The organism is Microbacterium paludicola, from assembly GCF_015235415.1.
GTDB classification, from domain to species: Bacteria; Actinomycetota; Actinomycetes; order Actinomycetales; family Microbacteriaceae; genus Microbacterium; species Microbacterium paludicola.
In genome coordinates this window covers 41,300-64,993 of the sequence record NZ_JADGLL010000016.1, presented here as the reverse complement: position 1 = coordinate 64,993, position 23,694 = coordinate 41,300, and the positions used below count along the sequence as shown (strand labels likewise).

The window sequence follows — 23,694 nt, the reverse complement described above, 5'->3', positions numbered from 1 at the left end:
GGTCGGGGCCGCGCGGGGCGGGACGCAGTGCCGCGCGGACGCGGAGGGAGCGTCGCCGCGGGCGGATGTCGGTGGGCCCGGATACCGTTTCTGATGTGTCGGATCTGAATCGCGTGCGGGTGTGGGCCCAGGCCCTCATCGACCTCCACCTGGATCCGTCGTGGACGTTCGGCTTCGACAACGCCAAGCGCCGCGCGGGTCTGTGCGACTACTCGCGCAAGCGCATCTCCGTGTCGCGGTACCTGACGGCGCGGTACGACGACGACACAAACCACCAGACGCTGCTGCACGAGGTGGCCCACGCGCTCGCCGGGCCTGCCGCGGGTCACGGGCCCGCCTGGAAGCGCGTCGCGCGCGAGCTCGGGTACGTCGGCGGCACGACCCACCGCGGCGAGACCGCGAACGAGCTCGCCCCGTGGGTGGGGACGTGCCCCGCCGGGCACCTCGCCTACCGCCACCGCCGTCCGACGCGGCCGATGTCGTGCGTGAAGTGCGCTCCGCGGTTCGACGTCCGCCACCAGTTCCGCTGGGAGCGCCGCGAGATCACCGCGGCGACCCGATTGGCGGCGGCCACCCCGCGGTAGCGCGGGCCCGTCTACCGCGCGACGAAGAAGCCGTCGCGCAGCACCGGCACCACGTCGGTGGAGTCGACCTTCGCCGCGGCGACCACGTCCGCCTGCGCATCCGGATCGCTCTCCAGCTCCCGACCGGATCCGGATCCGGTCAGCAGGTGCTTCACCCCACGACGCAGGGCCGCGAAGGACTCGGCCGCGGCGACCGCCTCCGGCGAAGAGTGGTCGATGCCGAGAGGCACGAGCGCGTCGATGATCGCGCCGGCGGCGAGCAGATCCTCGACCGCGAAGCGGATGTCGCCCTCGGGGGTGCGCTCACCGCCCGCGATGATCGCGACGCTGGTGCGGGCCTGGCGCCGCTCCTGCTCATCCTTGACCGCCCGGGCCACCGCCGTCGCGTTGCCGAGCGTGCCCGCGAACACCACCGGGACGTCGTCACGGGCGGCGAGCTCCTTGGTGATCGCGCCGCCGTTCGGGCAGTCGGAGCGAGCGACGTCGAAGTCGTGGCCGTTCGCGAGCACCTTCAGCACGCCCGAGGAGTACCGGATCGGATCGGCGACGACGTAGATGTCGGCGGCGGCGAGGCGGCGCAGCCCCTCGACACCCCAGTCGAGGCGGACCTGATACGTGGACTGATCGAACGGCGAGCTCATCAGATCAGCGTATGACGAAGGCATCCTGCGCGGTCTGCGGTGGGTCATCCGGCGTTACACCGTGGCCGTGTCCCGGAGCGATCGGTTGTCGCGCGGAGGATGACGCGAGCCGAGGGCGGATGACAGAGTGGCGGCATGCGGATCCTGCAGAAGCTCGTGCTCGAGGTCGATCCCGATGCCGCCTGGCGGGCCCTGCACTCGCCCGCCGCCCTTGCCGAGCTGTACGGCCCCCTGCTGCGCGTCGAATCCATGGCGAGCGAGGGCCTGCCGACCCGGTGGACGGATGGCGCGGACGCTCCCGTCAGGTACAGCTCATTCGGCATGGGCCTCGGCGCCCACCTGATCTCGGTGCACGACCGGACGACGACCGACGCGCGCGGCGAGGTGCGCATCCTGCGCGACTGCGGCATCCCGCTCACCGGCCCCCTCGCGAGCCTCGACGTCTGGGATCACCAGATGGCCGTCGCCCCGGCGCCCGGCGATCCGACCCGCACGCTGTGGCGCGAGCGGCTCGTGATCGGCGGGCTCGCGGCTCCCGCACTGTGGGGCCCGCTCTGGGCGATGTGGCAGTGGCGCGGCGCCCGCCTCAAGCGCCTCGCGCCGACGTGGGCGTTCGATCCGGAACCGGCGGATCCGGATCCCGCGCAGTGAGCGAGATCGAGATCCGGCGGGCGGTGCCGCAGGATGCCGACCGGCTGAGCGAGGTGCACATCCGCACCTGGCAGCTCGCCTACGCGGGGCTCATCCCGCAGGCGGTGCTCGACAGGCTCGACATCGTCGCCCGCGCGGCCCGGTGGCGCACGACACTTGAGAACCCGAAGGCCCAGGGCCGAACGTGGGTCGCGCTCGAGGACGGCGACCTCATCGGCTTCAGCTCATCCGGCCCGGCGCGCGGCGACGATCCGCCCTGGCCGCTCGAGCTGTGGGCGCTTTACGTCCATCCGCGACGGCACGGGTCGGGAGCCGGCAAGCTGCTCGCCGACGCGGCGATCGGAGAGCTACCCGCGTTCCTGTGGGTGCTTGACGGCAACGCCCGGGCCATCCGGTTCTACGAGAAGATCGGCTTCGCCTTCGACGGCGCCACCAAGGACGAGCGCCACGGCGGCGTCGTGCTGCACGAGCGGCGGATGGTGCGAGGGATCTGAGGGGGGTGGCGGGTTCCGGCGTTTCGACTCGTCGCTTCGCTCCTCGCTCAACGAACAGAGGGAAGCGCTGGGCGCGCTGGTTGGCCGCTTCGCGGCACGCTCGCTGCGCTCGCACGTGGCATCTCGAGGGGGATGTGCGGGCGTTTCGACTCGTCGCTTCGCTCCTCGCTCAACGAACAGAGGAAGCTTCGCTCCTCGCTCAACGAACAGAGGAAGCTTCGCTCCTCGCTCAACGAACAGAGGAAGCTGCGCTCCTCGCTCAACAAGCGAAGAGCCGTGCGCCGAACCCCCGACAGGTTCGGCGCACGGAGCGTGGACGCGGGTGATCAGTCGGCCGCGAGGGCCTCGACCGGGACCGCGCGGGTCGCCAGGCGCGTGGGGGTGACAGCGGCGACGAGCGTGAGCACGGCGGCCGCCAGGACCACGCCGCCGATCGTGAGCCACGGCACCGCCGGGGCGACGAAGAACGCGGGGATCCCCATCGACAGCGGCACGGATCCGAGCACCGACTGCGCGCCGGCCCAGCCGTAGGCGACACCGAGGATGAGCCCGAACAGCAGCGCGGTGAGGGTGATGTGGGTCGCCTCGAGCAGCACCATCCGGCGGATCTGCGCGTTCGACAGCCCCAGGGCCCGCAGCAGGCCGAGCTCGCGGCGGCGCTGCACGACGCCGATGGTGAGCAGGTTCACGAGGCCGACGGCCGCGATGACCGCGGACACCCCGACCAGCACCATCATCACGAGCGCGAACTGGTCGAGCACGACAAGGCGATCCTGCGGGTAGCCGCTCATCTCGGCGCTCGTGATCATCACGAGCTGTGCGGTCTCGGCCGCGACGGCGAACATCGTCACCAGGGTCACGCCGATCACAACGCCGATCGCCATCCGGCTCGACCGCTCGGGGTAGCGCAGCGCGTTCTCCGACGCGAGGCGGGCGACGGCGGATCCGCCGAACAGGCGGCCGGTGAGGCGCAGCAGGGGCGGCATGATCGCGGTGGAGCCGATCACGAGGCCGGTGAACGACAGGAGCCCGCCGATGAACGCCGGCACGATGCCGAGCGGGTTGGCCATCCCGACCATCGCGCCGAGGCCGAGCAGCAGCGCTCCGCCGGCGATCAGCGCCACCGACGCGACGCTGCGGGCGGGACGGGCGAACTCGTCGTGCTGGCGCTCGACGGATCCGCCGAGGGCCTGCAGCGGCGTGACGGTCAGCACGCGGCGCGACCCTGCCCAGGCGGCGGCCCAGGTCGTGAGCGCCACGATCGCGGGCGGCACCAGCAGCGACGCCTGCGCCACGTCGTACTCGACGGCGCCGACGAGGCGTCCGGCCACGGCCACGCCGACCGCGGCGATCCCGATCCCGGCGATCAGGCCGATCGCGGCGCCGATCGCGCCGACGACGAGGCCCTGGCGCGCGACCTCGATCCGCTGCGAGCGCGCGGTGGCGCCGATCAGGCGCAGCAGGGCGATCCGGCGCGTGCGGCCCGCCACGATCGTCGAGAACGTGTTGGCGGTGACGACCGCGGCGACGTAGAGCGCGACGAGCAGCAGGATGATGCCGAGGATGGAGATCACGGCGAGCGCGAGCGGGGAGTCGCCGATGTAGGGATCCTGCGCGATCATCGCGCCGATGAAGCCGGTCGCGCTCAGCAGCAGCACGCCGAACGCGCTGGAGATGGTGGCGACAAGGATGCTCGCCCCCATGCCGCGCTCGCGGAGGAACACGAGCCGCGAGTACCAGGGAGCGGTGCCCGAGGTGTCGGGGACGACCTGGTGAAGCACGGCGGTCATGCCGTCACCTGCGCGGGGGTCTCAGCCGCGAGCATGTGGGCAGAGATCTGCTCGGCGCTCTGGCGCGGCTTGTCGGCGGCGATGCGGCCGTCGGCGAGGAAGAGCACGCGGTCGGCGTGGCTCGCGGCGATCGGGTCGTGCGTGACCATCGCGATCGACTGCCCGTGCTCGCGGCTCGCGGTGGCGAGCAGGGCGAGCACCTCACGGCCGGTGCGCGAGTCGAGGTTGCCGGTCGGCTCGTCGGCGAAGACGAGGTCGGGGGCCGTGGCCAGGGCACGCGCGATCGCCACGCGCTGCTGCTGACCGCCGCTGAGCTCGTGCGGGCGGTGCGCGAGGCGCGGGCCCAGGCCGAGCGAGTCGACGAGGCCGTCGATCCGCGCCCGCTCCTCGGCCGACGGCTTGCGGCCGTCCAGGTCGAAGGGGAGCAGGATGTTGCCGCGCACGTCGAGCGTCGGCACCAGGTTGAACGCCTGGAAGACGAAGCCGACGCGGCGGCGGCGCAGCAGCGTCAGCTCGGTGTCGCGCAGGCCCGTGATGTCGGTGTCGCCGATCCACGCGCGGCCCGAGGTCGGGGCGTCGAGGCCGGCCATGATGTGCATCAGCGTGGACTTGCCCGAGCCGCTGGGGCCCATGATCGCCGTGAACTGGCCACGGCGGATGCCGACGGTGACGTCGTCGAGCGCGCGCACCGTGTTGTCGCCCGATCCGTAGGTCTTGGTGAGGCTCTGCACGCGGGCGGCGAGGCCCATGTCGGTGGTCGTGATCTCCATGACTGCGACGCTACGGATCCGCACCCCCGCTCCTCATCGCCCGCGCGACGCATCCGCGTACATCGGAAGGATGATCCGGATGCCGGATCCGGATGACACGCCCGGGTCTGCCGCGTGATCCCGCGGTCGGGCGACGGATGCCGGAGGCTTCCGCTAAGTTTGAATCATTCAAATCTTGAGCGATCGGTGCCCCACGTGACCCACTCCCCTGACGCGCACGCTTCCGGCGTGGAGCAGGCGCTGCGCGCCGCCGCGCTGCGGGTCACGGCGCCCCGCGTCGCCACGCTCGACGCCGTGGGCCGGCACGCGCACGCCGACACCGACACGGTCATCCGCGCGGTGCGCGAGCAGCTGCCCGCGGTCTCGCACCAGGCCGTCTACGACTCGCTTCACGCGCTCACCGAGGCGGGCCTCGTGCGCCGCATCCAGCCGCACGGGATGGTCGCCCGGTACGAGTCGCGCGTCGGCGACAACCACCACCACCTCGTGTGCCGCTCGTGCGACCTGATCGTCGACGTGGCGTGTCAGCACGGCGCGGCGCCGTGCATGATGCCCGCCGACCCGCGCGGCTTCGCGGTCGACGAGGCCGAGCTCATCTTCTGGGGCCTGTGCCCCGACTGCCAGGCGCGCACGTCCGAGGCGCCCGTCGCATCCTGATCCCCCTTCCTCCCGTCCCATCCCCGCACGAAAGGCGAAAATGACCGAGAGCACCGGCTCCTGCCCCTTCGGCTACGACTCCCCCGGCGGATCCGTCCAGCCCGCCGCCGTCGACAGCGAACCCGCCCTTCCCGGCACCGGCCCCGCGCCCGAGGCCACCGAGGGCGCCGGCACGCGCGTCCACCCGACGATGGGCTCGGCCAACACCGAGTGGTGGCCGAACAAGCTGAACCTCAAGATCCTCGCCAAGAACCCCGCGGTCGCGAACCCGCTGGGCGAGGAGTTCGACTACGCCGAGGCGTTCAACAGCCTCGACCTCGCCGCGGTGAAGGCCGACCTCGCCGCCGCGATGACCGAGTCGAAGGACTGGTGGCCGGCGGACTTCGGTCACTACGGCCCGTTCATGATCCGCATGGCCTGGCACTCGGCCGGCACGTACCGCTCGCACGACGGCCGCGGTGGCGGCGGCGCGGGCCAGCAGCGCTTCGCCCCGCTGAACTCGTGGCCCGACAACGGCAACCTCGACAAGGCGCGCCGCCTGCTGTGGCCGGTCAAGAAGAAGTACGGCCAGAAGATCTCGTGGGCCGACCTGTTCATCCTCGCCGGCAACGTCGCGCTCGAGACCATGGGCTTCCCGACCTTCGGCTTCGCCGGCGGCCGCCCGGATGTCTGGGAGGCGGATGACGACGTCTACTGGGGCCCCGAGAAGGTCTGGCTGGACGACGAGCGCTACACGGGCGACCGCGACCTCGAGGCGCCGCTCGCCGCCGTGCAGATGGGTCTGATCTACGTCAACCCCGAGGGCCCCAACGGCAACCCCGACCCGCTCGCGTCGGCACGCGACATCCGCGAGACGTTCCGTCGGATGGGAATGAACGACGAGGAGACGGTCGCGCTGATCGCCGGCGGCCACACGTTCGGCAAGACGCACGGCGCGCACCCCGACGACAAGCTCGGCCCGGACCCGGAGGCAGCTCCCATCGAGGAGCAGGGCCTCGGCTGGAAGAACGGCTACGGCACCGGCAACGGCGAGGACACCGTCACGTCGGGCCTCGAGGTGACGTGGACGTACCACCCGACCCGCTGGGACAACGAGTTCTTCCACATCCTGTACGCGTACGAGTGGGAGCTCATGGAGTCGCCCGCCGGTGCGAAGCAGTGGAAGCCGAAGGACGGCGCGGGCGCCGACATGGTGCCGATGTCGCACTCCGACGGCAAGCGCGAGCCGCGCATGCTGACCAGCGACCTGGCGCTGCGGTTCGACCCCGAGTACGACCGCATCTCGCGGAAGTTCAAGGACGACCAGGCCGCGTTCACCGACGCGTTCGCCCGCGCCTGGTTCAAGCTGACCCACCGCGACATGGGCCCCAAGGCGCGCTACCTCGGCCCCGAGGTTCCCGCCGAGGACCTGATCTGGCAGGACCCGCTGCCCGCGACCGGCGGCTCGACCCAGCCCTCGGACATCGCCAAGGCGAAGCAGCTCATCCTCGACTCGGGCCTCACCGTGCAGCAGCTCGTGTCGACCGCGTGGAAGGCGGCGGCGACGTTCCGCTCGTCCGACAAGCGCGGCGGCGCGAACGGCGGCCGCATCCGCCTCGAGCCCCAGGTCAGCTGGATCGTCAACCAGCCCGAGCAGCTGAAGCCGGTCATCGCGCACCTCGAGACGATCGCGGCCGAGTCGGGCCTGTCGTTCGCCGACGTGGTCGTGCTCGCCGGTGGCGTGGGCGTCGAGCAGGCCGCGAAGGCCGGCGGTGTCGAGGTCGAGGTGCCGTTCACCCCGGGCCGCGTCGACGCGACGCAGGAGCAGACCGACCCCGAGCAGTTCGCCTGGCTCGAGCCGGTGGCCGACGGCTTCCGCAACTACGACAGCGGCTACCTGAAGCTGCCGAGCGAGTACCTGTTCCTCGACCGCGCGAACCACCTGGGCGTCTCGGCGCCGCAGGCGACCGTGCTCGTCGGCGGCCTGCGCGTGCTCGGCAACAACTGGGACGGCTCGAACCTCGGCGTCTTCACCGAGACCCCGGGTGTGCTGACGAACGACTTCTTCGTGAACCTGCTCGAGCTCGGCATCGAGTGGACGCCGTCGGACGACCAGCGCACGTTCACGTCGAACACGGGCCTGACGGGCTCGCGCGTCGACCTTGTGTTCGGTGCGAACAGCGAGCTGCGCGCGCTCGCCGAGGTCTACGCCTCGGACGACGCCAAGGAGAAGTTCGTGAAGGACTTCGTCGCGGCCTGGGTCAAGGTCATGGAGAACGACCGCTTCGATCTGCGCTGAGTCTCACGCACGATGCCGCTCCCGCTCCGGCGGGGGCGGCATCGTCGCGTTCGGGGCCGGGCGCCAGCGAGCCGAAGCGACCGACCTGTGCTGGCCGTCATCTCGACTCGCTCCGCTCGCTCGATAACCGGGGTCGGCTGACGGGCTGTGCCGCCCACCGGTTGCTGAGCGAGCGCCAGCGAGCCGAAGCGACCGACATGTGCTGGCCGTCATCTCGACTCGCTCCGCTCGCTCGATAACCGGGGTTAGGCAACGAACCCATTGCCCCCACCGGTTGCTGAGCGAGCGCCAGCGAGCCGAAGCGACCGACATGTGCTGGCCGTCATCTCGACTCGCTCCGCTCGCTCGATAACCGGGGTTGGCTGACGGGCTGTGCCGCCCACCGGTTGCTGAGCGAGCTTGCGAGCCGAAGCGACCGACCCCAAGCGGCCCATCCATGCGGGCCGTCATCTCGACTCGCTCCGCTCGCTCGATAACCGGGGTCGGCTGACGGGCTGTGCCGCCCATCGGTTGCTGAGCGAGCTTGCGAGCCGAAGCGACCGACCTGTGCGGGCCGTCATCTCGACTCGCTCCGCTCGCTCGATAACCGGGGTTGGCTGACGGGCTGTGCCGCCCACCGGTTGCTGAGCGAGCGCCAGCGAGCCGAAGCCACCGACCCGTGCGAGCCGTCATCTCGACTCGCTCCGCTCGCTCGATAACCGGGAGACTGGGCACCGGACTTGTGCGCCCCATCGGTTGCTGAGCGAGCGCCAGCGAGCCGAAGCGACCGAGCCGAAGCCGCCCATCCGTGCTGGCCGTCATCTCGACTCGCAAGCTCGCTCGATAACCGGCGGGCCGGGCACCGGACCTGTGCCACCCGTGTGCGAGCGAAGCGAACGTGGAGCGAAGCGACCAACGCAGCGCGAAGCGCTGCCGCAACGGAGCGCCAGCGACGTTGCCTCGCTCGCGAGGGCGGCCGCTTGCGGCCCCCGAGCGTGCGAGCCGCTGTTTATAAGGACGCCAGCCCGTGCTCGAACGCGAAGACGACGAGCTGCACGCGGTCGCGGAGCGCGAGCTTGGTGAGGATGCGGCTGATGTGCGTCTTGACGGTGGCCTCGCTGAGGAACTCGCGCGCGGCGATCTCCGAGTTGCTGAGCCCGCGGGCGGCGAGCGCGAAGATCTCCCGCTCGCGGTCGGTGAGGTCGGCGTAGGCCGGCGGCACGGGCCGGGTTGTCTCGGTGAACTGGGCGAACAGCTCGCGGGTGGCGGACGCGGCGATCACCGACGATCCGGCGTGGACCGTGCGGATCGCGGCGAGCAGAAACTCGGGGTCGGCGTCCTTCAGCAGGAACCCGGATGCGCCCTGCCGGATCGCCCGCGCGGCCGCCTCATCCAGGTCGAACGTCGTCAGCATGACGATCTTCGGCGGATCCGGCTGCGTCAGGATCTCCGCGGTCGCGGCGAGACCGTCCATGACGGGCATCCGGATGTCCATGAGCACCACATCCGGACGGGTCGCGGCGACCACCGCCAGGGCCTCGCGCCCGTCGCCGGCTTCGCCGACGACCTCGAGGTCTGGCTGCGAGGCGACGAGCATGCGGATGCCCGCCCGGAAGAGCGACTGGTCGTCTACGAGCGCGACACGGATCATCCTGCGATCCTCGCATCCGCCGGGCGCAGAGCGGCACGAGGGGGGACATGCCCGCGGGCGCCAAGGCGCGGGGCGCTCATGCGGCGGCCCGGATCGGGATCTCGGCTCGCACGACCCACGCCGGCCCTTCGGCCCGGGCGTCGAGGCGCCCTCCGGTCAGCTGTGCGCGCTCGCGCATGCCGATCAGGCCGTGCCCGCCCGGCTCGGCCGTCCGGCCGTCGCTCCGGATGCCATTGCGCACGTGGAGATCCACGCGATCCGGATGCCACGCCAGACCCACGTCGACCGGACCGCCGTCCCCGTGCCGCAGGGCGTTGGTGAGCGCCTCCTGCAGGATCCGGTACACGGCGAGCTGCACGGCGGCCGGCGGCACCCCGGGAGGCGCGGGGTCGACGTCGACGCGCAGGTCGACGCCCGCCGCGCGCACCTGCGCGTAGAGCTGCTCGAGGTCGGCGAGCGTCGGCTGCGGCCCCTCGCTCTGCTGGTGCCGCAGCTGGGTCAGCAGCAGCCGCACGTCGGCGAGCGCCGCGCGGGCGGTCTGGCTGATCGTCCCGAGCGCGGCGGTCGCGGCCTCCGGATCCGCCGCCGCCGCGTAACGCGCACCGTCCGCCTGCGCGATCACAACGGCGAGCGAGTGGGCGACCACGTCGTGCATGTCGCGGGCGATGCGGCCCCGCTCCTGCTCGGCAGACACCCGCGCCTCGGCCTCGCGCTGCGCACGCCGCGTCTCGCGCCCACGGCCGATCGAGCGGAACAGCGCGCCGGCCGTCCACGACAGCAGCAGCGCGAACAGCGCCGCCGCGAAGGCGAGCGCCGCCGTGACCGCCGACTCCGACAGCGAGGAGATGCCGAGGCCCAACCACAGCTGCGGCACCACAACGAGGTACGTCGCGATGATCGCCGCGCCGATGAAGGCCGAGGCGAAGCCCGCCCAGAACACGAGCCGCGACCCGTAGGCCGCCGTCGCGAACAGGACGACGAAGATCGCCATATTCGACGGGCTCGGCGGCTGACCCGTGCCGACCTGCCAGAGGGCGCCCGCCCATGCGACGGCGAGCCCCAGCGGAGGGCTGACGCGGCTGAGCATAAGCGCCGCCACCATGGCGAGCACGGTGATGATGTCCGCCGCCAGCGAGGTCGATCCGACCGCCCGCATCGAGATGAACGCGAACGCCGTGAAAAGCACCCCGGCGACGGTGTCGATCGCCCACTGCGTCGGGGACACCTCGCGGAAGAGCCCGCGCAGGCGCTGCGCCAGGGGGCCGGGTTCGGAGTTGCTGCTGTCGTCCATCCTCTTCACCGTACGGTCCGCGACGACCGGCCACATCCGCCGACGGATGTATGCGTCCGGCCGACGGATGCACCCGGCGCCCGCCGTAGGCTGATCCGGTGGATCCCCTGCACGATGCGTCCCGCCGTCACTTCGCGTCCGACAACTACGCGGGCGCCCATCCCGAGGTGATCACCGCCCTCGCCGCCGCGAACGGCGGACACACGGTCTCGTACGGCGAGGATCCGTACACCGCCCGGCTGCAGCGGCAGTTCGTCGAGCTGCTGGGCGAGGGTGTCGAGGCCTTTCCCGTGTTCAACGGCACCGGCGCCAACGTGGTGGGCCTGCAGGCGATGCTGACGCGCTGGGGCGCGGTGATCACGCCCGCCGTCGCGCACATCCACACCGACGAGGGCGGGGCGCCCGAGAAGGTCGGCGGCTTCAAGATCGTGCCGGTGCACACGCCGGATGCGAAGCTGACGCCCGACCTCATCCGCTCCGTCGCGGGCTCCCGCGGCGTGCATCAGGCGGTGCCCCAGGTGGTGTCGATCACGCAGTCGACCGAGCTCGGCACGCTGTACTCGGTCGACGAGATCGCCGCCATCGCCGACACCGCGCACGCTCTCGGGCTGACGCTGCACATGGACGGCGCGCGGATCGCCAACGCCGCCGCCGCGCTCGGCGTGCCGCTGCGCGAGTTCACCCGCGACGCCGGCGTCGACGTCCTGAGCTTCGGCGGCACGAAGAACGGCGCGATCGGGGCCGAGGCGATCGTCGTGCTGAATCCGGATGCCGTGACCGGGATCGACTTCCTCCGCAAGTCGGCGATGCAGCTCGCCTCGAAGATGCGGTTCGTCTCGGCGCAGCTCGTCGCGCTGCTGACCGACGACCTGTGGCTGCGCAGCGGCGCACACGCGAACGCCATGGCGGCCCGCCTGCGCGCGGGCATCGAGGCGGGCCTTGCCGACGGATCCATCACCCGCGTCTCGTTCACGCAGCCGACGCAGACGAACGGCGTGTTCGCCATCCTGCCGCCGGGCGTCGCCGATCGCCTGCGCGAGGACTTCCGCTTCTACGACTGGAACGAGGCGACCGGCGAGGTCCGCTGGCTGACGAGCTGGGACACCACCGAGGCCGACGTCGACGCGTTCATCGCCGCGATCGCCGCGGCGACATCCGCGACCCCTTAACTCCGGCCCCGTCGCGGCACATCCTGCGCCGCGACGGCACAGCGCGGCCGCGACTGCACATCCCGCACGATGTGCGCTGACGCCGGAGAGGCGCCGCCGAGACGCAGGATGTGCACTCGCCACCCGGATCAGCGCTCTCGCGGCGCGCCCGCGACACGCCCGGGATGCACAAAGTCACTCGACGCTTGTGCGGAGAACGCTCGTTCCCCTACAGTCATGACCAGACGGAGAACGCACGTTCTCCCCAAGTCGAAGGCAGGGACATCATGGGCTACATCACCGTCGGAACCGAGAACTCCACCCCCATCGAGCTCCACTACAAGGACCAGGGCGCCGGCCAGCCGGTCGTGCTGATCCACGGCTACCCGCTCGACGGCGACAGCTGGGAGAAGCAGACCCGCGAGCTGCTCGCCGCCGGCTACCGCGTCATCACGTACGACCGCCGCGGCTTCGGCGGCTCGTCGAAGGTCGACGGCGGCTACAACTACGACACCTTCGCCGCCGACCTGAACACGGTCCTCGAGACGCTCGACCTGCGCGACGTGATCCTCGTCGGGTTCTCGATGGGCACGGGCGAGCTCGCCCGCTACACCCGCGTCTACGGCACCGAGCGGGTGGCGAAGCTCGCGTTCCTCGCCTCCCTGGAGCCCTTCCTCGTCGAGCGCGACGACAACCAGGGCGCCGTGCCGCAGGCCGTGTTCGACGGGATCGCCGCCGCCGCCAAGAGCGACCGCTACGCGTGGTTCACGCAGTTCTACAACGACTTCTACAACCTCGACGAGACGCTCGGATCCCGCATCAGCGAGGAGGTCGTCCGCGCCAACTGGATCACCGCGGTCGGCAGCGCGCCCGTCGCCGCCTACGCGGTCGTCGACGCGTGGCTCGAGGACTTCCGCGAGGACGTCGCCGCGGTCCGCGATGCGGGCCTTCCCACACTGATCCTGCACGGAACGGCCGACGCCATCCTGCCGATCGACGTGACCGGCCGCCGCTTCCACGAGGCCGTCCCCGCCGCCGAGTACGTCGAGATCGAGGGTGCGCCCCACGGCCTGCTGTGGACCCACGCCGACGAGGTCAATGCCGCGCTCCTGCCGTTCGTGAAGGCCTGAATCGCGACACGAAGCCGCAACCGGATCGGAGAACCTCGGTTCTCCGATCCGGTTACGCTGTGGAGGGGAAGGTGGGAGCTGACATGAGCGATACGGATGTGCGCGAGCAGATCGTCCGCGCGGCCGACGGGCTGTTCTACAGCCAGGGCATCGGCGCGGTCGGGATGGATGCCGTCCGCGATGCAGCAGGCGTGTCGCTGAAGACCATCTACAAGCAGTTCCCGTCGAAGGAGCAGCTCGTCCTCGGCGTCCTCGCCCATCGTCACCAGCTCTGGACCAGCGGCATCGACGGGGCCGTGGCGCGGGCCGACACTCCCCGCGATCGCCTGCTCGCCGTGTACGACCATCTCGCCAACTGGTTCGACGAGGACGACTTCCGCGGCTGCGGCTTCATCAACACGTTCGGCGAACTCGGCGCGACGAGCCCGGCGGTGGCGCTGGCGGTGCGCGACCACAAGCTCTCGTTCCAGGCCTACGTGGATCGGCTCGTCGCCGACGCCGGCGGGCCGGCCGAGCTCGGGCCGCAGCTCGCCATCCTCGCCGAGGGCGCGCAGACCACGGCCGCCATCCTCGGCACCTCCGAGTCGGCGGGCGTCGCCCGTCAGGCCGCGGCGACCCTCATCGACGCGGCCTTCTAGCGCAGGGCGCCGACGCTGGCCAGGGCGGTGCGGATGAGCGTGCCGCGGCCGCCCTCCATCTCGGCGGCGAGCGCCTCGGACGACGCCTCCTCGGGCGTCAGCCAGGTGACCTCGAGCGCATCCTGACGGGGCTCGCACGTGCCCGTGACGGGCACGACGTACGCGAGCGACACGGCGTGCTGGCGGTCGTCGTGGTACGGGCTCACGCCGGGGATCGGGAAGTACTCCGCGACCGTGAACGGCACGGGCGACGGCGGCAGCAGCGGGAACGCCATCGGGCCGAGGTCGTTCTCGAGGTGGCGGAACAGCGCGTCGCGCACCGTCTCGCCGTACCGCACACGGCCCGACACGATCGTGCGGCTGATCTCGCCGAGCGGCGTCGCGCGCAGCAGGATGCCCACCTGCGTGACCGCGCCCGTCCCATCCGTCCGCACGGGCACCGCCTCGACGTAGATCATCGGCAGGCGGCGGCGGATCTCGGCGAGCTCGATGTCGCTCAGCCACGCGGGGTTCGTCCCGCCCCCGGGCACGCCGCCGAACCCGGCCGCTCCCACCGCGGAGAAGTCCGCGTCGTCGGAGGGCTGCTCTTCGGGATCCGGATCAGGTGTGCGCACGGCCATGAGTCCTTTCTACCGGGCCACACCGAATCCCTCTGCCCCGTGGAGCAACGTCGCAGGCTCGCGGCAGGATGGACGGGTGTCAGAGAACCCGATCCTCGATCCGGATGCCGTGCTCTGGTCGGGCGAGCCGGCCGGCCGTACGCTGCTTGTGCTGCTGCATGGCTACGGCGCCGACGAGCGCGACCTCTTCGCGCTGACGCCGCACCTGCCGGCGGAGTTCGCGATCGCTGCTGTGCGTGCGCCGCTCGAGCCGCCGTTCCCGACGCCCGGCCGATCCTGGTATCCGATCGAGGGCCTGGAGAGCCGAGATGCCGTGCACACAACGCGCGCCGCGCACGCGCTGCTGACGTGGCTCGACGAGGTGGCGTCCGAGGCGACGAGCATCGGGCTGCTCGGCTTCTCGCAGGGCGCGGCGGTAGCGCTGCAGGCGCTGCGGCTCGATCCCGAGCGCTTCGCGTTCGTCATCAACCTGTCGGGGTACGCCACCCCGGGGGAGCTGCCGGGCGACGCCGATCTCGCGGAGCGCCGGCCGCCGGTGTTCTGGGGACGCGGCGCGCTCGACGAGGTGATTCCCGCGGCGCTCGTGCTGCACACGACCGACTGGCTTCCCGGCCACAGCGACCTCGTCGGCCGCATCTATCCCGAGCTGCGCCACGCGGTCTCCGAGCACGAGCTCGCCGACGTGCGGGCGTTCCTCGAGAAGCAGCTGGGTCAGCTGGGCTGACCGTCGCTCACGCGATGCGGGCCTGTCGCCGCGCGGCCCGCCGCACGAGCTCGTCGGGCGCCGACAGCAGCGTCCGCCGCTCGGGCTTGGCCGCGAGCCACTCGACGAGCATCTCGGTGCGCGCGACCGCGCCCTTCCAGTAGGGACCGAGGTGGTGACGGCTGACGTCGACGACCTCGACGCCGTCGCGGGTCGCGACCTCGGCCTTGCCGTCGTCGACCGTGACGCCGAGGTCATCCTGCGCGAGCGCGACGGCCGCCGCCCACAGCACTCCTGCGACGGCCCCGGGCCAGGGGAACCACGTCGTGGCACCCGAGGCGCACGTTCTCGACGTGCTCCCACGCGAACGTCGCGAGTCGCTTCTCGCCGTCGACGTGATGGATCCCGTCCTCGGCGAGCAGCAGGTGGCGGCGCGTCGGATCGCCGATCCGCACCCCCTGTTCCGTCGCATGCAGCGGGCCGAATCGCTTTCCCATGGGACCATCCTGCCCGTATGTCGGAGGCGCCCGGCAGACTGGACCGGTGGATGTGCTCGATCGGTTCGCCCCCGCGACGCGGGAGTGGTTCCGTGGCGCCTTCACGGCGCCGACCGACGCGCAGGTGGGCGCGTGGGACGCGATCTCGCAGGGCCGCCACGCACTGGTCGTGGCGCCGACCGGATCCGGCAAGACCCTGTCGGCGTTCCTCTGGGCGATCGACCGCGTGTTCCGCGAGAAGGACCACGCCGCCCCCGAGCGCACGAAGATCCTGTATGTCTCGCCGCTGAAGGCGCTCGGCGTGGATGTCGAGCGCAACCTCCGCTCGCCCCTCGTCGGCATCTCGCAGGCGGCGCGGCGGCTCGGCGAGCAGGCGCCCGAGGTGAGCGTCGGCGTGCGATCGGGCGACACGCCGTCCACCGACCGGCAGCGGCTCGTGCGGCATCCGCCGGACATCCTGATCACGACGCCCGAGTCGCTGTACCTGATGCTCACGAGCCAGGCCCGCGAGACGCTGCGCGAGGTGCACACGGTCATTGTCGACGAGGTGCACGCGGTCGCCGCGACCAAGCGCGGCGCTCATCTCGCGGTCAGCCTCGAGCGGCTCGACGACCTGCTCGAGAAGCCCGCGCAGCGCATCGGCCTGTCGGCCACGGTGCGGCCGATCGACGAGGTCGCCCGGTTCCTCGGCGGCACGGCTCCGGTCGACATCGTCGCCCCGCGCGCGTCGAAGACGTTCGAGCTGCGCGTGACGGTGCCGATCGCCGACATGCAGAACCCGCCTCCCGCGGCCGGCGCCGCCCCCGCGGCCGAGACGGGCGACGACGGCGAGTGGTTCTCCCCGACCGCTTCTCCACCCGGCGCATTCGCGCCGGGCGGAGCCTCGGCGGCGGGGGCCCCACCCGAAGCCACCGAGATGACCGGATCGATCTGGCCGCATGTCGAGGAGGCGATCGTCGATCGCATCCTCGCGCACCGCTCGACCATCGTGTTCGCGAACTCCCGGCGGCTCGCCGAGCGGCTGACCGCGCGGCTCAACGAGATCTACAGCGAGCGGCTCGGGCTCGACCTGCCGGAGCCCACCGTTCCCGCGGCGATGATGGCGCAGGCCGGCTCCACGGCCGGTGCGGATCCCGTACTCGCGAAGGCGCACCACGGCTCGGTCTCGAAGGAGCAGCGGGCGATCGTCGAGGAGCAGCTGAAGTCGGGCGAGCTGCGCTGCGTCGTCGCGACCAGCAGCCTCGAGCTCGGCATCGATATGGGTGCGGTCGACCTGGTGATCCAGGTCGAGGCTCCGCCCAGCGCCGCGAGCGGCCTGCAGCGCGTCGGCCGCGCCGGGCACCAGGTCGGCGAGATCTCGAAGGCGGCGCTGTTCCCCAAGCACCGCAGCGACGTCCTCCACACCGCGATCGTCACCGAGCGGATGCTCGCCGGCCAGATCGAGTCGATCGCCGTGCCGCAGAACCCGCTCGACATCCTCGCCCAGCAGACGGTCGCGGCGACCGCGCTCGGATCCATCGAGGTCGAGCACTGGTTCGAGACCGTGCGCCGCAGCGCGCCGTTCCGCTCCCTGCCGCGCAGTGCGTACGAGGCGACCCTCGACCTGCTGGCGGGCCGCTATCCGTCCGACGAGTTCGCCGAGCTGCGCCCGCGCCTCGTCTGGGATCGCGATGCCGGCACGATCGAGGGGCGACCGGGCGCGCAGCGGCTCGCGGTCACCAGCGGCGGCACGATCCCCGACCGCGGGCTGTTCGGCGTCTTCATCGCCGGCGAGACCCGCAACGCCCGCGTCGGCGAGCTCGACGAGGAGATGGTCTACGAGTCGCGCGTGAACGACGTCTTCACGCTCGGCACCACCAGCTGGAAGATCGTCGAGATCACCCACGACCGCGTCAACGTCGTGCCCGCGTTCGGTCAGCCGGGCAAGGTGCCGTTCTGGCACGGCGACGGCCTCGGCCGTCCCGCCGAGCTCGGAGAGGCCCTCGGCAGGTTCGCGCGCGAGCTGAGCTCGACCGCGCCCGAGAAGGCCGAGCAACGGCTGATCGAGGCGGGCCTGGATGAGTTCGCGCGCCAGAACCTGCTCGGCTATCTCGCCGAGCAGAAGGAGGCGACGGGCACCCTTCCCACCGACCGCACGCTCACTGTCGAGCGCGGGCGGGACGAGGTCGGCGACTGGCGCATCATCTTGCATTCCCCGTACGGCATGCACGTTCACTCGCCGTGGGCGCTGGCGGTCAACGCCCGCATCCGCGAGCGCCTCGGCGTCGAAGGATCGGCGGTCGCGAGCGACGACGGCATCATCGCCCGCATCCCCGACGCCGAGTCGGAGCCGCCGGGCGCCGAGCTGTTCGTGTTCGATCCGGATGAGCTCGAGCGGATCGTCACCGACGAGGTCGGCGGATCGGCGCTGTTCGCCTCGCGCTTCCGCGAGTGCGCCGCGCGGGCCCTGCTGATGCCGCGGCAGAACCCCGGCAAGCGCAGCCCGCTCTGGCAGCAGCGGCAGCGCTCGGCGCAGCTGCTGGAGGTCGCACGCCGGCATCCGACCTTCCCGATCATCCTCGAGACCCTGCGCGAGGTGCTGCAGGACGTCTACGACCTCCCCGCGCTGCTGCGCATCGTCCGCAGCATCGGCGAGCGGCGCATCCGGCTCGTCGAGACCGAGCCCGCGCAGCCGTCGCCGTATGCGCGCGACCTGCTGTTCGGATACGTCGGTGCGTTCATGTACGAGGGCGACTCGCCCCTCGCCGAGCGTCGCGCCGCGGCCCTGTCCGTCGATCCGTCGCTGCTTTCCGAGCTGCTCGGCAAGGTCGAGATGCGCGAGCTGCTCGACCCCGACGTCATCGCGCAGTTCGAGGCCGAGGCCCAACGTCTCGCCCCGGATCGCCGTGCCCGCGGCGTCGAGGGCGTGGCCGACCTGCTGCGCGTGCTCGGCCCCCTGTCGGTCGACGAGGTGGCGGAGCGGCTGGAGCCGTCCTCGGTGGTCGAGCGAGGGAGGAACGGCCGAGTCGACGCGGCGGAGACCGCCGAGGCCTCCACCCCCGGAGACGGTTCCACCGTTTCGACTCGCTCCGCTCGCTCAACGAGCGAGGGGTATCTCGAGGCCCTGGTCGACGCGCGCCGCGCGATCCCCGTGAACGTCGCGGGCACTCAGCGGTACGCCGCGATCGAGGACGCGGGGCGGCTGCGCGACGCGCTCGGTGCCGCCCTGCCGGTCGGCGTGCCCGTCGCCTTCCTCGAGCCCCTTCCCGATCCGCTGGGCGACGTCGTCTCCCGCTACGCCCGCACGCACGGCCCGTTCACGACCGCCGCGGTCGCCGAGCGTCTCGGCATCGGTCCGGCCGTCGCCCGCCATGCGCTGCAGCGCCTCGAGGGCCAGGGGCGCCTCGTCAGCGGGTTCTTCCTCGCCGATGCGGGAGTGTCCGACGAGCCGGAGTGGTGCGACGCCGAGGCGCTGAGGCGCATCCGGATGCGTTCGCTCGCGGCCCTGCGGGGAAGCGTCGAGCCTGTCGCCCCCGACGCCTACGCCCGCTTCCTTCCCGACTGGCAGCACATCACGCGTCCGCTAGAGGGCATCGACGGCGTGCTGGCGGCGATCGACCAGCTCGCCGGCGTGCCGATCCCCGCGAGCGCGTGGGAATCGCTCGTGCTCCCCTCCCGCGTGCGCGATTACACCCCGGCGATGCTCGACGAGCTGACGGCGACCGGCGAGGTCGTCTGGTCGGGGCACGGATCGCTGCCCGGCCGCGACGGCTGGATCGCCCTTCACCCGGCGGATGGGGCGCCGCTCACGATCGCGCCGTCCGATATCGAGGTCGCGCCCGACTCGCTCGAGGCGCGCCTCGTGCGCGCCCTCGCCGGGGGCGGGGCGTACTTCGCCGCGCAGCTGCGCGAGCTGGCGCAGGGCGAGACCGAGATCGGCACCGTCGAGGCGCTGTGGAACCTTGTCTGGGCCGGGCGCGTGACGAACGACACGTTCGCGCCGGTCCGGTCACTTCTCGGTGCCGGATCGCAGGCGCACCGCTCCGCGCGGCGCACGCCCCGCGCCCGGCTGTACCGCGGCGCCTCGCTCTCGCGGCCGAGCTTCGGCGGCACCTCCCCGAACCCGCCGCGCCCCCAGGCCTCGGGCGGGCGCTGGTCGCTGCTCCCCGACGCGGAACCCGACGCCGCCGTGCGGCACACGGCGACCGCGTCGCTGCTGCTCGACCGCTACGGCGTCGTCACGCGCGGGGCAGTGCAGAACGAGGGCGTGCCCGGCGGGTTCGCCCAGGCGTATCGCGTGCTGGCGAGCCTCGAGCAGGCGGGCCACTGCCGCCGCGGCTACCTGATCGAGAAGCTCGGCGCCGCGCAGTTCGCCACCTCCCCCACCATCGACCGGCTGCGCCAGTTCTCGGCCCTGCCCGATCCGGTTCCGCTGCGCGCGGTCACGCTTGCCGCGACGGATCCGGCCAACCCGTACGGTGCGGCGCTCCCCTGGCCGGCGCTCGACGCGGTCAAGCACCGCCCCGGCCGCAAGGCGGGCGGGCTCGTCGTGCTCGTCGACGGCGCGCTCGTGCTGTATCTCGAGCGCGGCGGGCGCACCGCCCTCGCCTTCACCGACGACGAGCAGGTGCTGACCGCGGCGGCCGCCGACCTCGCCCGCACCGCCCGCGAGCGGCGCCTCGAGACCCTCACGGTCGAGCAGGTCAACGGCGAGTTCGTCTACGGCACCGCGGTCGGCCGGGCGCTACGCGAGGCGGGCTTCGTCGAGTCGACGAAGGGCCTCACGTTCCGCAAGGCGACCGCCGGATCCGCCGCGATCGGCGGGCGACGTGCCTGAGGGCGACACCGTCCACCGGGCGGCGCGGCGGCTGCACGGGGCGCTCGCCGGCCACGAGGTGACGCGCTTCGAGGTGCGGGTTCCCGGCAGCGCCAACGCCGACGTCACGGGCCAGGTGGTGCGCGAGGTCGTCGCCCGCGGCAAGCACCTGCTTCACCGGTTCGACGAGCTGACGCTTCACTCGCACCTGAAGATGGAGGGCGAGTGGCACGTGTACCGCGCCGGCGAGCGCTGGCGGAAGCCCGCCTACAAGGCCCGAGCGGTGGTCGGCACGCGCGCGTGGGAGACGGTCGGGTTCGAGCTCGCAATGGTCGAGGTGCTCCCCACGCGTGACGAGGCGAGGGTCGTGGGCCATCTCGGTCCCGATCCACTGTCGGACGACTGGGATCCGGCGGAGGCCGCGCGCCGCGTCTCATCCGATCCGCGCGCGATCCACGTCGCCATCCAGGATCAGCGCCACGTCGCCGGCTTCGGCAACGAGTACGCGAGCGAGCTGCTGTTCCTGCGGGGCGTGCATCCGGAGCGCCCGGCGACCAAGGTGGATGTCCCCGCGCTGCTGGATCTGGGGGTGCGGACCATCCGGCGCAACGTCGAGCTGCCGGTGCGGATCTTCACCGGCGACAGCCGCCGCGGGCAGGGTCGCTGGGTCTATGGGCGCGAGCATCGCCCGTGCCGCCGCTGCGGCACGCCCATCCGGCGCTCGGCGCTCGGCGCGGATCCGACGAAGGAGCGCGTCGTCTACTGGTGCCCACGCTGCCAGCCCGCCTGACGCGCGGCGCGCGGAGCCGCCTCAGTCGTCAGTCGAGGTCGATCTCCACGAAGTGCTCGACGACCGGGAACGGCTCGTAGAACGAGTGCAGCAGCCGCTTCCACTCGAGGTACTCGGGCGAGCGGCGGAAGCCCTCCTCGTGATCGGCGATCGAGTCCCACTCGACGAGCAGCAGGTAGGTGCTCGGCGATTCGGCCGAACGCGAGAGGGAGATCGAGCGGAAACCCGGCTGGCCGGCGATGAGCGGACGCGCCGTGCGGAACGCCGCCTCGAAGTCGTCCTCGCGCCCCGGGCGGACAGGCAGCAGCGCGTGCTCGGTGATCACGCGTCCATCCTGGCATCCGCTGCGTCGGGCTCGAGGACGCGACGCCCGTTTCCGACGGCGGCTGATCGACCCCGCACAGGCTGGGCCGCCCCGGCACAGGCTCGCGCGCCCCAGGCCTTCACTCGCGTCACAGCGAGCCTGTACGCGGGCGCGCTGAGGGGCCAATCCTCCGGACGCCGCACCCGTTCCCGACGAGGGCTGACCGACCCCCGCTCGGGACGGCCTCGCGCGCCGGGGAGGGGTGCCCGGCCCGCGGTCTGTGGCGCCGCGGCATTGCGGGTAGCGTCGAGGCGGGGGGCCGCGCGCACACGCGGGATGGCCCGATTCATCACACGAAAGAGGAGCCATCATGCGCATCCGCAGCAGCAAGCTCATGCTCACCGCCGTCGGAGCCGCCGTGCTGACGCTCGGCCTCTCCGGCTGCAGCGCCGGCCAGTCGGTCGCCGACGCGTGCAAGCTCGTCACCGACGGCACCGCCGAGGTCCAGACCACCGCGAACGAGCTGATGACCGGCGCGACCAGCGGCGACACCGCGGCGATCGAGGAGGGCATCGCGACGATCTCGGCGAAGCTCGACGAGATCGGCGGCAAGATCACGAACGACGAGGTCAAGCCCGTCTTCGACGACTTCTCCACCGCCTACGCCGGCCTGACCGACCAGATCACCGCGATCAGCGAGATCGACCCGGCGACCGCCGACGCCGAGACCGTCCAGGGCGCGCTCGACGACATGGAGACCGCGACCACGGCGCTGACCGACGCTCAGGCCGAGCTCACCACGGTCTGCACCGCCTGACCCGCAGGTCAACGGCAGCGGCGTCGCCGCGGGTGGACACCCGCGCGGCGCCGCTTCGTCGTGTCAGCGGCCGATGTAGCGCCCCTCGCGGTGATTCATCGCGAGGACGACGCTCATCACGACGGCCCCGGCGGCGCTCAGGAGCACCGTGGGCCAGGGCAGCACAAGCAGCGAGAAGAGCACAACGAGCACGTCGAGCGTCATCTGCGTCCAGCCGGCGCGGAAGCCGGTGCGCTCCTGCAGCAGCAGGGCGACGATGTTCACGCCGCCGACGCTCGCACCGTGGCGGAACAGGATGAGCAGGCCGACGCCCGCGAGCAGGTTGCCGGCGAAGACGCCGTAAATCGGGTCGAGGTCGTGCATCGGAAGCAGCTGCGCGTTCACGACGGTGAGGCCGGCGACCCCGGCGATGCAGATGCACGTCAGGATCGTGAACCGCACGCCCTTCTTCCACAGGGCGAGCACGGCGAACGGCAGGTTGACGAGCGTGAAGATCAGCCAGAACGGCAGCTCGGTGGCCTGGTCGAGCAGCAGTGCGAGGCCCGCGGTGCCACCCGTGACGGCGCCCGCGGCCTTCAGCAGCGACAGGCCGAGCGCCGCGACGAAGGTGCCGACGACGATTCCCTGCACGTCCTCGGCCACGGAGTGCCGGGTCTGCTCCCAGTCGAAGACGAGGGATCGTTCGGCGGTGTCGTTCGTCACTCCTCAACGATACGAGAACCGGATGGGCCTTTCCTGAAGCACTCTGCTCATCCAATCACGAAACACGCCCGACATCTGGTGCGCCGATCCCGGGAATACTGCTCCTCACCGGGCCGTTGTCGCTATTGTCCGGCCTCAACCGGGGCCGCGGAAAGGCATCGTGGGCAAGAACTACGTCGACATCGAGAACGAGCACGGCGAGACTCTGCGTTATCGCAAGCACGTGAACGGGCGCGGCTTGGTCGCGCACGGATCGAAGGTGCATCCGGATGCGCGCGTCGAGGTGGGCGCATACGTCGAGCCCGGCGCGCAGGTCGCCGCCGGCGCGACGGTCGCGCGCGGCGCATGGATCGAATCGGATGCTCTCATCGGACCGGGCGCGTACATCGACGCGAATGCGCACGTCGGCCCGAAGGCCGCGATCGGGGCGCGCGCCCACATCGGCGTGCGCACGCGTGTGGGCGCCGGAGCCCGTGTCGCCAAGGACTCGAAGATCGGCGACGACGAGGCGATCCCGCCGGGCGGCACCGTGGTCACGGACGCCCGCGGCGCCCTCCACCTCGCCGCGTAGCTGTCGCTCACGCCGCCTGTCACTCCGCCCCTCGAGGGCGCGAGACGACGGCACATGAGCGCCTGCACGCTCGCTTCGCTCGCACGGACCACAACCACAGACGCCCAGGCCTCCCGCCTGGGCATCGTGCTGTCTGCAGCAGATCAGCCGAGCCACGCCCGCTGACCCCAGCACCACGGCCGGTCCCCCACGA

The 23,694-nt window shown here is 71.9% G+C and carries 23 protein-coding genes; 13 read left to right on the top strand and 10 right to left on the bottom strand.

Features of this window, described 5'->3' with window-relative positions; genetic code table 11:
- Positions 1-95 precede the first annotated feature (95 nt).
- Positions 96-584, top strand: coding sequence for a SprT-like domain-containing protein (locus tag IR155_RS08435; RefSeq protein ID WP_135114393.1), 489 nt, complete (start codon positions 96-98; stop codon positions 582-584).
- An 11-nt stretch (positions 585-595) separates the two neighbouring features.
- On the opposite strand, the gene IR155_RS08430 is transcribed toward IR155_RS08435, so the two are convergent.
- Positions 596-1,225, bottom strand: a complete 630-nt coding sequence (locus IR155_RS08430) for a 2-phosphosulfolactate phosphatase (protein ID WP_135114392.1) — start codon at positions 1,223-1,225, stop codon at positions 596-598.
- A 135-nt stretch (positions 1,226-1,360) separates the two neighbouring features.
- Between IR155_RS08430 and IR155_RS08425 the strand changes: the two genes are divergently transcribed.
- Positions 1,361-1,876 (top strand): hypothetical protein, encoded by a 516-nt coding sequence (locus tag IR155_RS08425; protein WP_135114391.1) that lies wholly within the window; start codon positions 1,361-1,363, stop codon positions 1,874-1,876.
- Positions 1,873-2,370 carry a GNAT family N-acetyltransferase gene (locus IR155_RS08420; RefSeq protein ID WP_135114390.1) on the top strand — a complete coding sequence of 166 codons (498 nt, stop codon included), beginning with the start codon at positions 1,873-1,875 and terminating at the stop codon, positions 2,368-2,370. Before IR155_RS08425 ends, IR155_RS08420 begins: the two co-directional genes overlap by 4 nt.
- Positions 2,371-2,696: 326 nt before the next feature.
- Here IR155_RS08420 and IR155_RS08415 read toward each other — a convergent pair whose 3' ends face one another.
- Together IR155_RS08415 and IR155_RS08410 are read right to left on the bottom strand one after the other, a co-directional pair.
- The gene (locus IR155_RS08415) at positions 2,697-4,160 is read right to left on the bottom strand and encodes an ABC transporter permease (protein WP_135114389.1); all 1,464 of its coding nucleotides are present in this window, start codon (positions 4,158-4,160) and stop codon (positions 2,697-2,699) included.
- Entirely contained in the window at positions 4,157-4,930 is a 774-nt protein-coding gene (locus tag IR155_RS08410) for an ABC transporter ATP-binding protein (protein ID WP_135114388.1), read from the bottom strand. Before IR155_RS08410 ends, IR155_RS08415 begins: the two co-directional genes overlap by 4 nt.
- Before the next feature lie 195 nt (positions 4,931-5,125).
- Between IR155_RS08410 and IR155_RS08405 the strand changes: the two genes are divergently transcribed.
- Both IR155_RS08405 and katG read left to right on the top strand, forming a co-directional pair.
- Positions 5,126-5,587 carry a Fur family transcriptional regulator gene (locus tag IR155_RS08405; RefSeq protein WP_322783515.1) on the top strand — a complete coding sequence of 154 codons (462 nt, stop codon included), beginning with the start codon at positions 5,126-5,128 and terminating at the stop codon, positions 5,585-5,587.
- Positions 5,588-5,627: 40 nt separating this feature from the next.
- Entirely contained in the window at positions 5,628-7,865 is a 2,238-nt protein-coding gene (gene katG / locus IR155_RS08400; RefSeq protein ID WP_135114387.1) for a catalase/peroxidase HPI, read from the top strand.
- A 988-nt stretch (positions 7,866-8,853) separates the two neighbouring features.
- Here katG and IR155_RS08395 read toward each other — a convergent pair.
- Complete coding sequence (locus IR155_RS08395) at positions 8,854-9,495, bottom strand: response regulator (protein WP_135114386.1); 642 nt, start codon at positions 9,493-9,495, stop codon at positions 8,854-8,856.
- Positions 9,496-9,571: 76 nt separating this feature from the next.
- A complete protein-coding gene (locus tag IR155_RS08390; RefSeq protein ID WP_228066843.1) occupies positions 9,572-10,786 on the bottom strand; it encodes a sensor histidine kinase in 1,215 nt (404 codons plus the stop codon).
- 98 nt (positions 10,787-10,884) lie between these two features.
- On the opposite strand from IR155_RS08390, the gene IR155_RS08385 reads away from it, so the two are divergent.
- From IR155_RS08385 to IR155_RS08375, 3 genes are all read left to right on the top strand, one after another.
- Positions 10,885-11,955 (top strand): threonine aldolase family protein, encoded by a 1,071-nt coding sequence (locus IR155_RS08385; protein WP_135114385.1) that lies wholly within the window; start codon positions 10,885-10,887, stop codon positions 11,953-11,955.
- Positions 11,956-12,221: 266 nt separating this feature from the next.
- The gene (locus tag IR155_RS08380; RefSeq protein ID WP_135114384.1) at positions 12,222-13,064 is read left to right on the top strand and encodes an alpha/beta fold hydrolase; all 843 of its coding nucleotides are present in this window, start codon (positions 12,222-12,224) and stop codon (positions 13,062-13,064) included.
- 83 nt (positions 13,065-13,147) lie between these two features.
- On the top strand, positions 13,148-13,702 hold the full coding sequence (locus IR155_RS08375; protein WP_135114383.1) for a TetR/AcrR family transcriptional regulator: 555 nt from the start codon (positions 13,148-13,150) through the stop codon (positions 13,700-13,702).
- Here IR155_RS08375 and IR155_RS08370 read toward each other — a convergent pair.
- The gene (locus IR155_RS08370; protein WP_135114382.1) at positions 13,699-14,322 is read right to left on the bottom strand and encodes an NUDIX hydrolase family protein; all 624 of its coding nucleotides are present in this window, start codon (positions 14,320-14,322) and stop codon (positions 13,699-13,701) included. The genes IR155_RS08375 and IR155_RS08370 overlap by 4 nt on opposite strands.
- 76 nt (positions 14,323-14,398) lie before the next feature.
- Here IR155_RS08370 and IR155_RS08365 point away from each other — a divergent pair, with 76 nt between their 5' ends.
- A complete protein-coding gene (locus IR155_RS08365; protein WP_233441153.1) occupies positions 14,399-15,046 on the top strand; it encodes an alpha/beta hydrolase in 648 nt (215 codons plus the stop codon).
- A 7-nt stretch (positions 15,047-15,053) separates the two neighbouring features.
- Here IR155_RS08365 and IR155_RS08360 read toward each other — a convergent pair whose 3' ends face one another.
- Positions 15,054-15,317: a hypothetical protein gene (locus tag IR155_RS08360; protein WP_135114380.1), complete on the bottom strand. Its 264-nt coding sequence runs from the start codon at positions 15,315-15,317 to the stop codon at positions 15,054-15,056.
- Positions 15,280-15,522: a hypothetical protein gene (locus tag IR155_RS08355; RefSeq protein ID WP_135114379.1), complete on the bottom strand. Its 243-nt coding sequence runs from the start codon at positions 15,520-15,522 to the stop codon at positions 15,280-15,282. Before IR155_RS08355 ends, IR155_RS08360 begins: the two co-directional genes overlap by 38 nt.
- On the opposite strand from IR155_RS08355, the gene IR155_RS08350 reads away from it, so the two are divergent.
- Positions 15,521-20,338, top strand: a complete 4,818-nt coding sequence (locus tag IR155_RS08350; protein WP_135114378.1) for an Lhr family ATP-dependent helicase — start codon at positions 15,521-15,523, stop codon at positions 20,336-20,338. The two genes, IR155_RS08355 and IR155_RS08350, sit on opposite strands and share 2 nt — an antisense overlap.
- On the top strand, positions 20,331-21,107 hold the full coding sequence (locus IR155_RS08345; protein WP_135114377.1) for a DNA-formamidopyrimidine glycosylase family protein: 777 nt from the start codon (positions 20,331-20,333) through the stop codon (positions 21,105-21,107). Before IR155_RS08350 ends, IR155_RS08345 begins: the two co-directional genes overlap by 8 nt.
- 28 nt (positions 21,108-21,135) lie before the next feature.
- On the opposite strand, the gene IR155_RS08340 is transcribed toward IR155_RS08345, so the two are convergent.
- On the bottom strand, positions 21,136-21,432 hold the full coding sequence (locus IR155_RS08340) for an antibiotic biosynthesis monooxygenase family protein (protein ID WP_135114376.1): 297 nt from the start codon (positions 21,430-21,432) through the stop codon (positions 21,136-21,138).
- 349 nt (positions 21,433-21,781) lie between these two features.
- Between IR155_RS08340 and IR155_RS08335 the strand changes: the two genes are divergently transcribed.
- On the top strand, positions 21,782-22,228 hold the full coding sequence (locus IR155_RS08335; RefSeq protein WP_135114375.1) for a hypothetical protein: 447 nt from the start codon (positions 21,782-21,784) through the stop codon (positions 22,226-22,228).
- Positions 22,229-22,291: 63 nt separating this feature from the next.
- Here IR155_RS08335 and IR155_RS08330 read toward each other — a convergent pair whose 3' ends face one another.
- Positions 22,292-22,930: a YitT family protein gene (locus tag IR155_RS08330; RefSeq protein WP_135114374.1), complete on the bottom strand. Its 639-nt coding sequence runs from the start codon at positions 22,928-22,930 to the stop codon at positions 22,292-22,294.
- 160 nt (positions 22,931-23,090) lie between these two features.
- Here IR155_RS08330 and IR155_RS08325 point away from each other — a divergent pair, with 160 nt between their 5' ends.
- Complete coding sequence (locus tag IR155_RS08325) at positions 23,091-23,501, top strand: transferase (protein ID WP_135114373.1); 411 nt, start codon at positions 23,091-23,093, stop codon at positions 23,499-23,501.
- Positions 23,502-23,694 lie beyond the last annotated feature (193 nt).

Excerpts from the sequence above, each read along its gene's own strand:
- IR155_RS08430 (WP_135114392.1), bottom strand. The coding sequence starts at position 1,225 with ATGAGCTCGCCGTTCGATCAGTCCACGTATCAGGTCCGCCTCGACTGG.
- IR155_RS08425 (WP_135114391.1), top strand. The coding sequence starts at position 1,361 with ATGCGGATCCTGCAGAAGCTCGTGCTCGAGGTCGATCCCGATGCCGCC.
- IR155_RS08415 (WP_135114389.1), bottom strand. The coding sequence starts at position 4,160 with ATGACCGCCGTGCTTCACCAGGTCGTCCCCGACACCTCGGGCACCGCT.
- IR155_RS08410 (WP_135114388.1), bottom strand. The coding sequence starts at position 4,930 with ATGGAGATCACGACCACCGACATGGGCCTCGCCGCCCGCGTGCAGAGC.
- katG (WP_135114387.1), top strand. The coding sequence starts at position 5,628 with ATGACCGAGAGCACCGGCTCCTGCCCCTTCGGCTACGACTCCCCCGGC.
- IR155_RS08395 (WP_135114386.1), bottom strand. The coding sequence starts at position 9,495 with ATGATCCGTGTCGCGCTCGTAGACGACCAGTCGCTCTTCCGGGCGGGC.
- IR155_RS08390 (WP_228066843.1), bottom strand. The coding sequence starts at position 10,786 with ATGGACGACAGCAGCAACTCCGAACCCGGCCCCCTGGCGCAGCGCCTG.
- IR155_RS08380 (WP_135114384.1), top strand. The coding sequence starts at position 12,222 with ATGGGCTACATCACCGTCGGAACCGAGAACTCCACCCCCATCGAGCTC.
- IR155_RS08375 (WP_135114383.1), top strand. The coding sequence starts at position 13,148 with ATGAGCGATACGGATGTGCGCGAGCAGATCGTCCGCGCGGCCGACGGG.
- IR155_RS08370 (WP_135114382.1), bottom strand. The coding sequence starts at position 14,322 with ATGGCCGTGCGCACACCTGATCCGGATCCCGAAGAGCAGCCCTCCGAC.
- IR155_RS08350 (WP_135114378.1), top strand. The coding sequence starts at position 15,521 with ATGGGACCATCCTGCCCGTATGTCGGAGGCGCCCGGCAGACTGGACCG.
- IR155_RS08355 (WP_135114379.1), bottom strand. The coding sequence starts at position 15,522 with ATGGGAAAGCGATTCGGCCCGCTGCATGCGACGGAACAGGGGGTGCGG.
- IR155_RS08335 (WP_135114375.1), top strand. The coding sequence starts at position 21,782 with ATGCGCATCCGCAGCAGCAAGCTCATGCTCACCGCCGTCGGAGCCGCC.